The sequence below is a fragment of the Halobacillus sp. KGW1 genome (genome assembly GCF_001592845.1).
Classification (GTDB): Bacteria; Bacillota; Bacilli; order Bacillales; family Halobacillaceae; genus Halobacillus.
In genome coordinates, this window is the sequence record NZ_LSOC01000002.1 from 1,080,121 (window position 1) to 1,093,020 (window position 12,900).

General features: G+C 44.4%; 12 protein-coding genes and 1 pseudogene. 6 read left to right on the top strand and 7 right to left on the bottom strand.

The window, feature by feature from the left end; translation table 11 throughout:
- Window positions 1–230 precede the first annotated feature (230 nt).
- Window positions 231–1,397, top strand: coding sequence for an iron-containing alcohol dehydrogenase (locus AXG56_RS06260; RefSeq protein WP_062513621.1), 1,167 nt, complete (start codon window positions 231–233; stop codon window positions 1,395–1,397).
- 33 nt (window positions 1,398–1,430) lie between these two features.
- Here AXG56_RS06260 and AXG56_RS06265 read toward each other — a convergent pair whose 3' ends face one another.
- From AXG56_RS06265 to AXG56_RS06275, 3 genes are read right to left on the bottom strand one after another with little or no spacing between them, the layout of a single operon-like run.
- A complete protein-coding gene (locus AXG56_RS06265; RefSeq protein WP_062513623.1) occupies window positions 1,431–1,886 on the bottom strand; it encodes a hypothetical protein in 456 nt (151 codons plus the stop codon).
- Window positions 1,883–2,344, bottom strand: a complete 462-nt coding sequence (locus AXG56_RS06270; protein WP_062513625.1) for a GyrI-like domain-containing protein — start codon at window positions 2,342–2,344, stop codon at window positions 1,883–1,885. The genes AXG56_RS06265 and AXG56_RS06270 overlap by 4 nt, the downstream gene beginning before the upstream one ends.
- On the bottom strand, window positions 2,341–2,931 hold the full coding sequence (locus tag AXG56_RS06275) for a hypothetical protein (RefSeq protein WP_153017406.1): 591 nt from the start codon (window positions 2,929–2,931) through the stop codon (window positions 2,341–2,343). The genes AXG56_RS06270 and AXG56_RS06275 overlap by 4 nt, the downstream gene beginning before the upstream one ends.
- A gap of 241 nt (window positions 2,932–3,172) precedes the next feature.
- On the opposite strand from AXG56_RS06275, the pseudogene AXG56_RS19745 reads away from it, so the two are divergent.
- Both AXG56_RS19745 and AXG56_RS06285 read left to right on the top strand, forming a co-directional pair.
- Window positions 3,173–3,253 (top strand): annotated as a pseudogene (locus AXG56_RS19745) (YjcZ family sporulation protein); the annotation flags it as partial.
- Window positions 3,254–3,374: 121 nt separating this feature from the next.
- Window positions 3,375–3,881, top strand: a complete 507-nt coding sequence (locus AXG56_RS06285) for a peroxiredoxin (protein WP_008639674.1) — start codon at window positions 3,375–3,377, stop codon at window positions 3,879–3,881.
- Between the two features lie 37 nt (window positions 3,882–3,918).
- Here AXG56_RS06285 and AXG56_RS06290 read toward each other — a convergent pair whose 3' ends face one another.
- The gene (locus tag AXG56_RS06290; RefSeq protein ID WP_026577278.1) at window positions 3,919–5,412 is read right to left on the bottom strand and encodes a potassium/proton antiporter; all 1,494 of its coding nucleotides are present in this window, start codon (window positions 5,410–5,412) and stop codon (window positions 3,919–3,921) included.
- A 118-nt stretch (window positions 5,413–5,530) separates the two neighbouring features.
- On the bottom strand, window positions 5,531–6,427 hold the full coding sequence (locus AXG56_RS06295; protein ID WP_062513630.1) for an NAD(P)/FAD-dependent oxidoreductase: 897 nt from the start codon (window positions 6,425–6,427) through the stop codon (window positions 5,531–5,533).
- A gap of 151 nt (window positions 6,428–6,578) precedes the next feature.
- Here AXG56_RS06295 and AXG56_RS06300 point away from each other — a divergent pair, with 151 nt between their 5' ends.
- The 3 genes from AXG56_RS06300 (at window position 6,579) to asnB (ending at window position 11,077) form a co-directional block, all read left to right on the top strand.
- Window positions 6,579–8,135 carry an ABC-F family ATP-binding cassette domain-containing protein gene (locus tag AXG56_RS06300; RefSeq protein ID WP_008639841.1) on the top strand — a complete coding sequence of 519 codons (1,557 nt, stop codon included), beginning with the start codon at window positions 6,579–6,581 and terminating at the stop codon, window positions 8,133–8,135.
- 231 nt (window positions 8,136–8,366) lie between these two features.
- Window positions 8,367–9,038, top strand: a complete 672-nt coding sequence (locus AXG56_RS06305) for an NAD(P)H-dependent oxidoreductase (RefSeq protein ID WP_026577276.1) — start codon at window positions 8,367–8,369, stop codon at window positions 9,036–9,038.
- A 212-nt stretch (window positions 9,039–9,250) separates the two neighbouring features.
- Window positions 9,251–11,077, top strand: a complete 1,827-nt coding sequence (asnB, locus tag AXG56_RS06310) for an asparagine synthase (glutamine-hydrolyzing) (RefSeq protein ID WP_026577275.1) — start codon at window positions 9,251–9,253, stop codon at window positions 11,075–11,077.
- Window positions 11,078–11,122: 45 nt separating this feature from the next.
- Here asnB and AXG56_RS06315 read toward each other — a convergent pair whose 3' ends face one another.
- Both AXG56_RS06315 and AXG56_RS06320 read right to left on the bottom strand, forming a co-directional pair.
- A complete protein-coding gene (locus tag AXG56_RS06315) occupies window positions 11,123–12,220 on the bottom strand; it encodes a hypothetical protein (protein WP_062513633.1) in 1,098 nt (365 codons plus the stop codon).
- A gap of 225 nt (window positions 12,221–12,445) precedes the next feature.
- Window positions 12,446–12,778 carry a hypothetical protein gene (locus tag AXG56_RS06320; RefSeq protein ID WP_008639852.1) on the bottom strand — a complete coding sequence of 111 codons (333 nt, stop codon included), beginning with the start codon at window positions 12,776–12,778 and terminating at the stop codon, window positions 12,446–12,448.
- Window positions 12,779–12,900: the final 122 nt, after the last annotated feature.

The window sequence follows — 12,900 nt, forward strand, 5'->3', positions numbered from 1 at the left end:
ATCACCTCACTTGTTAATTATAATGAACATTATACGAATACTTTCCGTGTTTTGGAAGTTAAATACTCGCAATCACGATATAATAAGCTTCATTTCACCCCTTATTACCTAGGTACATGGTAGACAAATGGTCTGAATGTTCCTTTTTTCCATATTGCTATGTTTACATGTATCAGCAATCGGCAATGCACAGGAAGGTAGGCAAGAAACTCAGCATAGGAGGATGTATAATGAACCGATTTACCATACCCCGAGACATATATTTTGGCGAGAACGCATTGGAAGTGCTGAATACGGTAGCAGGAAAGAAAGCATTGATCGTAATCGGAGGAGGCTCCGTCAAGAAGAACGGAAACCTGGATAAAATTGAAGGATACTTATCGGAGGCTGGCTTGGAAACGAAAGTTTTGGAAGGCGTCACAGAAGAACCTTCGACTGATTTAATAAATAAGTATCTGGACGAGGTGAATGATTTTGCCCCTGATTGGATCATTGGAGTAGGCGGCGGTTCTCCGATGGATGCAGCAAAAGCCCTTTGGCTCTTTTACGAACATCCGGATTTGACCTTCCAAGAAGCTGTAGAACCTTTTCAGCTTCCGGAGCTAAGGAATAAAACCAAATTCATAGGCATTCCCACGACAAGCGGAACGGCCTCTGAAATATCCAACCTATCTGTCATTACCGATTCAGAAACCGGCGTCAAATATCCTCTCGCAAGCTTCGAGCTCACTCCCGACCTTGCGATTATCGATCCGGTCATGGTGGAATCCATGCCTAAAGAGGTCATTGCATACAGTGGAATGGATGCAGTGACCCATAGTATTGAAGCCTATGTAGCTAAACCACGGACTACATTCACCGATTCCCTGTCCATCGAAGCACTGGACATATTAAATCAGAATCTGCTGGCTTCTTATAACGGGGAGGAAGCAGCACGTGAGAAAGTCCATTACGCTCAAGCGATGGCTGGTATGGCATTCGCTAATGCTGTGCTTGGGAATGTACACAGTATGGCTCATAAAAGCGGACCTACATTCGGAATCCCGCATGGTTGTGCAAATGGTATCTACCTTCCCTATGTCATCCAATTCAACCGCTCCGTAGTAGAAGATCGATACGCTGCACTCGCTCGACGAATCGGCCTTGTCGGAAGTAACGATAAAGAGCTTGTTGATTCTCTCATTGAGTGGGTCCGGGATTTAAATAAGGCAATGGAAGTGCCGAACAACTTGAAGGACTTCGGCATTGAAGAAGCATTGTTCCATGACCACGTGGACAAAATGGCCGAAAATGCTGTGGAGGATCCGTGCACGGGCACCAACCCGCGTGAAACATCCAAAGAAGAAATGAAAGATCTATTCACCGCTGCATACCATGGCAAAGCCGTTACCGTTTAACACGAAAGAAGCTGCCTCATTGAGGCAGCTTCTTTAATGTTTCATCTCCGCTTCTCTTTCCACACGATCCATGAATTCCCTAACAACACGTGCATTCCCTTTTCTATTGGCGAATAATAACATCAGTTTTGATAAAACGGTGATTCCCTTATTTCGGCCCGAATATTGAAACATCGTTAGCCCGTCTTCGGATTCACGTAGTTGAAAATCAGCCGTCACTTCAAACATACCGCTGATTACAAATTGAATTTTTTTATGTTTCTTTTGTGGAATGTCCTCATATGCGAGCGTCCTTACTTCATAGGATTCCAACCGATCTCCTTCTTTATATGTCTGTTGGTGGACTGCGCCTGCCTCTGTTTCTGTTCCTTTTATCAGCTGGTGTTCGACCACTTTAGGCATAATACGCTTTATATTTTCATCGGAAAACAACACCCAGACGTCCTCGATGTTCTCCTGTAGCTTCCTTTCTTCCTTCCATTTAATCATGTATGATATCCTCCCTCCGTCGCGACGGGCTCATACAGGTCTACAACAAGCTCTTCTTGGTTACCCCACCGCCGGTAAACTTCCATACAAAAAGAAGTAAAAATCCTTTCGTAGCCGTTTACATCCATAATAGAATGTAAAGTTTCATATGTACGTCGAATATCCACACCTGAGCCCGTATGCGTCATGACGGCGTAAGTCTGGGCTGGTATTGTAAGTACCGACATTCCAGCTCTTTTTTCTCCCGCCTCCTCTAGAGGTACCCCAAGCCAATACCCATCCTCATCCTTTTCGCACGGACCAGGAATGAATGCTCCGATTTGACATGTGGAAGCTGGAAATTCCTTTGAAAGAACACGGGAGGCAGAAGCGATTTCCTTTCCATAAGCAGCTTCTGAACACAGAATATGGAAGCCGATCAGAGTCCGGCTTTCCTCCTTTATATATTTTAACGTCATATCCTTCTCTCCTTTTTTGGATCAGCGGCAGAATAACCGTCCATTTCCAGCTTTTTGTTTCTTGACTCCATCTTTGTTCCAACAATGATAGCGGAGATAGATACAATCACAATGATTGGAACAAGAAGAAATTGAAGCTCGGGGTAAACGATTATGCTGCCTAAGCAGAAAATCATCATTGCGACGGGGGGGAAAATATAAGCTTTTGATTCATACAGCCACGCAAACGGAAAGAAATGGCCGCCTGTGATAATAGCAATGGCAAAAGGAAGCGCCCCTGGATCTGAGAAAAATATGTACACGGTGAGAGGTCCCATTATTGCAGGAACAGCTGCCAGGACACCGGAAAGTCCGGAAAGCGGATTTAATTTCCGAAACAGCTCGATACCCATCCATTTAGCAAACAGGACACCGATCGGAAGCAATAACCCGGTGCCGTACAAATAAATGATGGCAAGCAGCTTTTCGTCCGTAATGAAGAAAGATAAAAGAAGCAGGGCCGTCCAGTAAAGGAGTGCACTCCATAAAACAGGAACCCCTTTCCTGTTGTAGTCCGCCAATTCCCTTCTTGCTTGATTAATATCCAACATCCACGCCCCTTTCTATTCCTCTTTTTTCTATTATACCAAAATTATTGTAATTATTTGAAGACTTCTAGACGAGCACACACCCGAATCGAAGGCGACTACATAGTATAAGAGTAGTGAGGCTGGTATTCATTGCCTCTATTCTATTAATGAAGGAGTGTTTTACATGGGCTTCGGATATGGCGGATTCGGCTGGGGAGGTTACGGCGGATACGGATGCGGAGGTTATGGCGGCGGCTGTGGTGGTTACGGCGGCGGCTTTGCATTGATTGTCGTGCTGTTCATCCTTCTCATCATCGTTGGAGTAGCGTACGTTAAGTAAACCATGAAGCGGAGCGGTCTTTACTGCTCCGCTCTTCGACATGCTTCCACACTACATAGGTTAACTATAAAAGAAACAGGGTAAAGGATGTCGTACGTAATAGGGAAGGAGTGTCATTTCAATGACTCAAACATTCAAACTGAATCAGGACGCGCCTGATTTCAAATTACCGAAAATATCCGGTGGCAGCTTCAGCCTCTCCGAGGCGCTGGAATCTCAGGATCAGTGGTACCTGATTACATTCTTCCGTGGTTCCTGGTGCCCTGCCTGCATGAGCGAATTGGATGAATTCCAGGACAGCCTGGACTATTTTAAGAAGCATGACGTCCGTGTGGTGTCAATTACACAGGATCGTGTGGAAGATTTGGAGAAAATGGTGGAAGACCATGGCTTTACTTTCCCCGTTCTGGTGGACGAAGATCTGGAATTCGCATCCTCCTACGGCGTTCATTACCATGACGAGCAGGCTCCCTATGAAGATCATGGTACCCACGGCGAACCGGCTTATTTCCTACTGGATGAGAAAGGAAAAGTCCTATATCAGCAGAGACAGACAAGCCCATTTGGTCGCCCCCATCCTAATGAGCTCAGAAAAACAATAAAATACATCAAAAAGAACTTAAAGTAAAACCACATAACAAAAGGACCCCAAAAGGGTCCTTTTGTTATGTGGCCTGAGATTGTTTGGCACGTTTTTGCTCAAGTGTCTTCTTGAGTTCTTCTTTATGCTTTTCTTCAACGAGAATATACAGGAAGTCTCCAGCATGAATCTCCGTTTCTCCATACGGGGTAATAATTTCATTGTTGCGTATGATCGCACTTATATTAGCTCGATTTGGAAATTGGACATCACGCAGCTTCTGTCCCACAATGACAGACTCTGCATTCGTCTGGTACTGTATCATTTCCGCCTTCGCCTTCCCCATTGATATAAGCTCAATCGAATGGTGCGGGACATCCTTTTTCGGCCCGACCAACTGCATCTTATTGGCTACATAATTGATGGTTGATCCTTGAACCAGTGCAGAAGTCAGTACGACGAAAAATACAAGATTGAAAATTCCCTGGCTGTTTTCCAAACCATCGACAATTGGGAATGTTGCAAGCACAACCGGTACAGCGCCCCGCAACCCTGCCCAGGAGATGAACAGCTTTTCTTTGACCGTATAATTCATTTTGATCAAGGAAAGAAAAACCGCCAGTGGTCTTGCGATAAGGATAAGAACGATGGAAATGAGCAAGCCGTTAAGGATGATACCGGAGGAGAAAAGCTCCTGCGGGAATACGAGCAGCCCGAGGATTACGAACATGAGAATCTGTGCCATCCAGGCAAACCCTTCATTAAATTGGAAAATGGAATAACGATAAGTCAATTCACTGTTGCCAATCACTAATGCTGCCACATATACAGCAAGGAACCCACTTCCTCCTATATAGGCCGTCACGCTGTAGGTCGCAAGTGCAAAGGCAACCGATAGTACCGGGTAGAGTGCACTAGAATCCAGTTTGATTTTGTTGATGGACAGAGATGCTAATTTTCCTAGACCGACACCAAATAGAATGCCGATGCCCATCTGCAGGAAAAATTCCGGGATCAGTATCCAAATGGAGGTCCCTTCTTGGGTGATCAGTTGAATGAGGGAAAGGGTCAGAAATACGGCCATCGGATCGTTTGTTCCTGATTCAGCTTCCAATGTTGCTCCCATTTTAGCTTTAATATTTCTTTCCTTTAAAGAGGCGAATACGGCTGCAGCGTCTGTAGAACCAACGATGGCACCGAAGAGAAGACTTTCCAGCAGAGTAAAATCGACAAGGAAATAAACAGCTATCCCCACCATCAGGGAAGTGAGCAGAACACCAATGGTAGCGAGAGACAAAGATGGCAGCGCAACCGAACGGACCGTCGCCCATTTTGTATGTAGACCACCTTCAAAGAGGATGATTACAAGTGCAAAAACACCGATGGTCTGCGCGGTTTTGGCATCATCGAAATATATAATCCCCAGCCCGTCGCTTCCGAACAGCATCCCCACCATTATGAAAAGAATCAGAGCAGGTATGCCCCAGCGACTGGAGAATTTAGCGACGAGTACACCGCTGAAAAATAAAAGAGCGGTTAATAACAGGATGGTATTTGGTCCATAAGAGTCAAAAAACATGGAATTTTGGATGCTCCTTAAAAGGTCATATAGTAATTGTGGAAAGAAAGAGGCAAAAGAGATGATACATTTAGATTATCGGAATTTTTTTATAAAATCAAAGTAAATGCTCAACGTTTCACTCTCTTTTTCGAAGCCACTTTTGAATCCAAATCGCCGCCTGGGCCCCTTCCCCCATGGCTACCGTCGCAAGCTGAGAATGAATAGATACATCGCCTGCAGCAAACAGACCCTCAATATTAGTAGCGGTTGTTCTTGTATCCGTCATTACCGGTCCGCTGCCTGTCACAATGGCTCCCAGTTTTTCTGCAAGAGCCGTCACAGGGCGGCTTCCCCCCAGGGCAAGAAATGCTTTTTCCGCTCTCAATACTCTCCCTGAATCCAATTTCAATCCTGCCATTATTCCATCCTTCTGCTCAATTTGGTCTACTTTCCCTTGTATGACAGGAATTGCTTCCATTCTCGATAATTCTTCAAAAACCGGTGATATTTCCTTTGATAAGTGATCAATGACTATTAAGTCTTTCGTCCAATACATAAGTGTCTCGGCCATGCGGGCTCCTGCGTCTCCTGAGCCGATGACAACCGTCTTTTTGTTAGTGATTTCATACCCGTCACAATCCGGACAAACATATATAGAACGACCGAGGCATGGAAAGAGACCGGCTATATCGGGTAAATTATCTTCCACTCCCGTGGCGAGCAAAACGGTTCTTGACTTATATCGTACCCCTTCTCTCGTCTCCACTTCGAAACTCCCTGACTCCTGACTTAAGGATACGGCCATGGTTTCCTTCCGTTCTACACTGTAACGTGCAGCCTGTAACCACCCATCCTTTCTTAATTCCTCCCCACTGATCCCCTCCGGGAAGCCGAGAATATTATTGTATTGCCGGCATAAGGAAGATCTTCCACCGCCAGCATCAATGATTAAAACTTTTCTTCGGTACCTTCCCAACATGATGCTGCACTGGAGGCCGGCTATGCCGCCTCCTATTACGATACAATCATACATTCCACCATCTCTCCTTTTTCTTTTTAACGTTCCCGGCAGCAATCCATTTTACTCGGTTTGTACGAATAGAGGGATTCCCTCCTTTCAATCCATCCGGACGCCCTTTATAATGAGAAAGAATGAATTTTAACTAAAGAAAAGGTGTTAACAGATGAGTTTACTCACAGTAAAGAATTTAAGTCATGGGTTCGGGGACAGAGCAATCTTCGAAGACGTATCCTTCCGCCTGCTTAATGGCGAACATATAGGGTTGATCGGTGCAAACGGGGAAGGTAAATCAACCTTCATGAATATCATTACCGGAAAACTGGAGCCAGATGCCGGCCACATTTCATGGGCAAAACGGGTCCGGGTCGGTTATTTAGATCAGCACGCCGACTTGGAACAGGGAATGACCATCCGCGATGTCTTGCGGACCGCCTTCCAATACCTGTTTGATATGGAAGAAGAAATGAACAGCCTGTTTGCAAAAATGGGAGAAGTGGATCCTGAGGAACTGGAGAACCTTCTCGAAGAAACAGGTGTATTACAAGACGCATTGACAAATAACGATTTCTACACGATTGACGCAAAAGTGGAAGAAGTGGCTAATGGACTCGGTTTGGATGAAATAGGTCTCGACCGGGATGTGCACGATCTAAGCGGCGGCCAGAGAACGAAAGTGTTACTTGCAAAGCTTCTATTGGAGAAACCGGATATCCTTCTTCTTGATGAGCCAACCAACTATTTGGATGTGGAACACATCGAATGGTTGAGGAATTACCTGATTGAATATGAGAATGCATTCATTCTCATCTCTCATGACATTCCATTCCTGAACAGCGTGGTTAATCTCATTTATCATATGGAAAACCAGGAACTTTCCAGATACCCTGGTGATTATGATGAATTTGTTCGTGTATATGAAATGAAGAAACAGCAGCTTGCCTCCGCCTATAAGAAACAGCAGAAGGAAATCGCTAACTTAAAAGACTTCGTCGCACGTAATAAAGCAAATGCCGCAACAAGTAAGATGGCAATGAGCCGCCAAAAGAAACTGGATAAAATGGATGTCATTGAATTGGATGCCGAAAAACCAAAGCCGAAATTTGACTTCAAACAGGCTCGCACTCCCGGCAAGTATCTATTCCAGACAAAGGATCTCGTCATCGGCTATGACGAACCTCTATCACGGCCTCTCAACTTATCTATGGAACGAGGCCAGAAACTTGCCCTTTCCGGTGCTAACGGAATTGGAAAAACGACCCTCCTGAAAAGTATTCTCGGAGAGATCAGTCCTGTTTCCGGATCGGTCGAACTCGGCGAGCATCTTCATATCGGTTACTTTGAACAAGAGCAGAAAGACATTGGCAGTCAAACGTGCATCGAAGAAATATGGGAGGAGTTCCGTCACTTCACTCAGTATGAAGTAAGAGCTGCTTTAGCAAGGTGCGGACTCACCAGAAAACATATCGAAAGTAAAGTTCAAGTGTTAAGCGGTGGAGAGAAAGCCAAAGTCCGACTCTGCAAGTTAATCAACAAAGAAACGAACCTGCTTGTACTTGACGAACCGACCAACCACTTGGATGCCGATGCTAAAAATGAACTGAAACGGGCATTAAAAGATTATAAAGGAAGCGTACTCCTCATCTCCCACGAACCTGAGTTTTATCAGGACATCGTCACGGATGTTTGGAACTGCGAAGACTGGACAACTAAATTATTTTGATTAGAAAGAAGCTTCCTTTAACAAGGAAGCTTCTTTCAGTATTTGGAGAAAGTTTAAGCGGTCAGGAAATTCAATCCAAAAACCATAACCAGGTTCACCAGCCGTCTCCTTAAAACTTCTTTAACAAGCTTCATTTCTTCACCTGTCAAACCCGGAACCAAGCATATAAGAGGAATGGTATAAGGAATTTGTGTTATATTACGTATGCAAATTCCAAGGAGGGATACTACCATGTCTGTACATGAAAAAAAGAAGCAACAACTGTTAGAAGCAGCACACTTCCGCTATGCGACAAAGAATTTCGATCCAGATAAAAAAATCTCCGATGAAGACTTTCAATTTCTTTTAGAAATCGGCAGACTTTCCCCAAGTTCATTCGGGTATGAACCTTGGCGTTTTGTCGTTGTTGAAAGCGAAGAACTTAGACAGAAGATTAAGGAGACTGCATGGGGCGCATACGGAAAGCTGCCGGATGCAAGCCACTTTGTCCTTTATCTTTCCAGAACGGGAAAGGACACACGATTCGACTCGGATTATTTGAAAGATCAGTTAAAGACAGTAAAAGGTATGCCGGAAGAACATGCTCAAAAATTCATAGGCAGAATAGAAGAATTCCAGAAGCAGGACTTCCAATTAGATACAGATCGCGCCCTACTTGACTGGGCAGGTAAACAAACCTATATTGCATTGGGAAATATGATGACAGCAGCGGCTGAGATCGGAATTGATTCTTGTCCAATTGAAGGGTTTCCGATAAAAGCAATGCACGATCTTCTTGAAGAAGAAGGACTTCTGGATAATGGAAGCTTTGAACTGTCTGTCATGTGCGCTTTCGGTTACAGGAACGAAGAACAACCGAAAAAAACACGCCGCCCAATCGATAATGTCGTAAAATGGATCTAATAAATGTTACAGGGATTTTCCTTATGTAGGAAAATCCCTGTTTACTTTCTCCCTCTCTTAACAAAAAACTCAACCAAATGTCTCATTGACGGTTAAAATCTTATAGTTGTATCATACAAATATAAAGTTGTAACATACAACTATTTATTCAAGCATGCCGTTGAAAAAGTTTCTTTACGGCAAATCAACCAGCTATGAAAGAAGGTTACATCATGTGTGGAATTACAGGATGGGTCTCATGGACCCGTTTATTAGAGAATCAAGAGAAAACACTGAAAGAAATGACAGAATCCATTACTCACAGAGGACCGGATGCCGATGGTTTTTGGCTTGATGGACAAGCCGCTTTCGGTCATCGTCGTCTGATTGTCGTTGATCCGGAAGGCGGCCTCCAGCCAATGATTTACGAAGCAGACGGAAATAAAGTCGCCCTTTCCTACAACGGGGAAATCTATAATTTCCAAGAGCTTCGCGAAGAGTTGACAGTGCTTGGTCACACCTTCCAAAGCTCCTCCGATACGGAAGTCCTCCTCCATTCCTATCTGGAATGGGAAGAGAACTGTGTCCATCATCTGAACGGGATCTTCGCTTTCGCTATTTGGGATGAACGCAAAGACCAACTGATGTTGGGACGCGACCATCTTGGCGTAAAACCACTTTACTTCGCCAACAGGGATGGAGAAATTATTTTCGGATCCGAATTGAAAACTTTATTCGCTCACCCTTCCATCGAACCTGTTATTGATAAGAACGGTTTATCTGAAGTATTCGGTCTCGGGCCGATCCGCACGCCGGGACAAGGTGTCTTCAAGGATATCGAAGAAGTACGTGCCGGCCACTACGTTCTTTTTACGAAAGATGAGCGTCACACGGAACGATACTGGAAGTTAGAAAGTAAAACACATGAAGATGACCTGGATGAAACGGTCGAGAACATCAAGTGGTATTTGGAAGATACGGTAAACCGCCAATTATATGCGGATCGACCTGTCGTCTCTATGCTGTCCGGCGGCCTGGATTCCAGCGGATTGACAGCCATTGCATCTAAACAGCTGGAGAAGACCGGGAACACACTTCATACGTACTCTATGGATTTTGAAAACAGCGACGACAGCTTTGCTCAGGATTTCCTGCGCGTAGACAAAGACGAGCCATGGGTCAAGAAAGTAGCCGAACATGCAGGTACAAACCATGAATCGATCATCCTTGACGCTGAGTCTCTTGTGAACAACTTATTAGTTCCGATGAGAGCAAGAGATCTTCCGGGTGTCGGAGAAATTGAAACCTCTCTTTACCTCCTTTTTAAAGAAATGGAAAAAGACGCAACGGTTGCTCTATCCGGTGAATCTGCGGATGAGGTGTTCAGTGGGTATCCATGGTTTCATAAAGAAGAATTTCTTGATGCAGACACGTTCCCTTGGTTATTGAACATGCAGGGGATATCCGGCATCCTTTCCGACGATATGAAAGAAAAATTAGACATTCCCGCCTATCAAAAAGCACGCTATCAGGAAGCACTCGAAGAAGTGCCGACGCTTGATAGCGAAACAGAGACACAGGCAAAACAAAGACGTATGTCTTACATGTTCATTACACGCTTTCTCCCTTTCATGCTGGATCGAAAAGACCGTTCCAGTATGATGACAGGCTTTGAGGTACGCGTTCCTTTCTGTGACTACCGACTTGTAGAGTACCTATGGAATGTACCGATTGAAATGAAGAACGTAGATGGAATAGAAAAAGGAATTCTGCGCCGTGCCCTTGCCGACTATTTGCCGGAGGATGTACGATACCGCAAAAAGAGTGCCTACCCAAGTACGAAAGATGAAGAATATTTGGCAGGGGTGAGAAACTGGATGCTTAGAATCCTTGATGATCCTGATTCTCCTGTCCTTGCCTTTATCGATACGGATAAAATTCGCAGCATTGCAGAAGAAAAAGCGACGGATATCGATGCCAATGCTGCTAAATCTCTATTCGACTATTTGATTCAGATCAATGAATGGATGAAGGAATACGACATTAAAGTAGAACTATGAAGAAGGAAAATCCCCACTGCTTAAGCAGTGGGGATTTTTAGTAAATTATTGATAGTTAATGATGGACGGGTTCGGATCCATTTTCAATACTTCTTCTGCGGTCAGTACCGGCTCGTCTTTCTTATAAAAGACTTTGAATCCACCATATTGAACGGCCTCATTCCGAACAAATTTGCGGTATAGACTCATCTTCGTTCCAGCGGCTCCCCATCCGTCATAGTTTAGCGCAACTTCGACATTATCCGTGGGCTGGATAGCGTCCTTATTAGTCAGAGCCTCGTCCATAAACTGGTGAACAAGTACGATTTTATCAGGGAGATTGTTCTCTTCCACCATTTTCGATATGTATTCTACCGCCTCCTGAACTTCCGCACCATCGACCTGTCCCAGGTTAATTCCGGGTGTTTCTCCTTCAGCAACGTGGAATTCCGTATCAATTGCTAAATGTACATTCGGCATTTTAAGCCATTTCTCTATCAATTTCACTTGGTTCATAACCGAATCTGTGCCAAGTTGCACATCAAGCATTAATAGTGCATCGTTCTCTTCCGCCAGTTCTGCATAACGGTCAATATCTTCCGGAGAAGTCATGTGAAAATATTTTCCTTCTTCGCCCGGATTACGCTGTGCCACCGTAGTGATCAGCTCAATCATTGGTATGGCCGGCCGCTCAGGATCCGCATCGGAATAAGCCTGTGTCTGCTCCTTCAATTTGCTCATCAGTGCTTCCGGCTCCATTTCTCCAAGAATACCCATATTCTCAGAGTTTGGGTGACCATAGTAAGCTACAATTCTATGATCTTTCAACGGTCCATCCGATTTATCTTCTGCACCCTTAACAAGCGTCTGCCCTACAGGCACCATACGTTCCCGTTCGCCGCCATGCGCCTGAACGGCCGGCATCTTCTCTTTCTCCTCTTCGGTGAGACCATCAGCAATCGGCTCGGACCCTTCTGCTGGTTCCAATGCCTTGTAAGGAGTTTCAGGTTCTTCCTCTTCCGGCTCCGCTTCTTTCTTTTCAACTTTCTGGTCCGTTTCCTCATCGGCCGTCTTTTCGTTATTCGTTGATGCCGTATCTTCCGAGCACGCAGCAAGGAAAAATGCAACGACAGCCAACAACAAAAGCATACTGAATTTCTTCACTATTTGTCACTTCCTTATGTAATTTGTTCCAAAAACTTTCTACATTTTAACACAGGATGAATTATTTTGTGGCTGGTATTTGAAATTGAACAGAAAGTCTCATCTATATTCCCCCTTCCTAATTCAACCAACTCTACCCTTCACAACAGTGCACAAAACAAAAAGAAGACGTGTCACGCCTTCTTTTCCGAATAAATGTGCTGGTCTTCACAGAGGATACAGGATTCAAACCAGCTGCCGCTTATAAATTTCTTCCTTAGTACGAAGATCGACTGCGTCAACAACCATTTCCAAAACAGCATCATCTTTCATTGATTTCTGCCCCCACAACCTTATGTAAAAGTCTGAACGATGATCGTGGAAAGCAACCTCTACATTTCGAATGCCTTCCTCTTCCTTTATTATACACTCCTTAAATTCCATAACCTCCCGGGGCTGACTTAATAAATATTGGCGCAATACCGCTTCTAACTCTGGAAAAACGAGTACTCCTTCCACCAACACTTTTTGCTCGAAATCATCCCATTGATTAAAATGGTGAACAGTGATTTGATCCATAAAACTGACCTCTCCTTTCTGCTGTGGAAAACTGATTCCCTTAACGGACGATAGGCAAACCTATCCCTATATAGCTCCATACCTAGTTATATCTAACCTCTATAATGATCAGATAATTAAGA

Coding starts and splice junctions, on each gene's coding strand:
- AXG56_RS06270 (WP_062513625.1), bottom strand. CDS start 2,344: ATGACGTTAAAATATATAAAGGAGGAAAGCCGGACTCTGATCGGCTTC.
- AXG56_RS06290 (WP_026577278.1), bottom strand. CDS start 5,412: ATGTTTTTTGACTCTTATGGACCAAATACCATCCTGTTATTAACCGCT.
- AXG56_RS06260 (WP_062513621.1), top strand. CDS start 231: ATGAACCGATTTACCATACCCCGAGACATATATTTTGGCGAGAACGCA.
- asnB (WP_026577275.1), top strand. CDS start 9,251: ATGTGTGGAATTACAGGATGGGTCTCATGGACCCGTTTATTAGAGAAT.
- AXG56_RS06305 (WP_026577276.1), top strand. CDS start 8,367: ATGTCTGTACATGAAAAAAAGAAGCAACAACTGTTAGAAGCAGCACAC.
- AXG56_RS06285 (WP_008639674.1), top strand. CDS start 3,375: ATGACTCAAACATTCAAACTGAATCAGGACGCGCCTGATTTCAAATTA.
- AXG56_RS06295 (WP_062513630.1), bottom strand. CDS start 6,427: ATGTATGATTGTATCGTAATAGGAGGCGGCATAGCCGGCCTCCAGTGC.
- AXG56_RS06320 (WP_008639852.1), bottom strand. CDS start 12,778: ATGGATCAAATCACTGTTCACCATTTTAATCAATGGGATGATTTCGAG.
- AXG56_RS06265 (WP_062513623.1), bottom strand. CDS start 1,886: ATGATTAAATGGAAGGAAGAAAGGAAGCTACAGGAGAACATCGAGGAC.
- AXG56_RS06300 (WP_008639841.1), top strand. CDS start 6,579: ATGAGTTTACTCACAGTAAAGAATTTAAGTCATGGGTTCGGGGACAGA.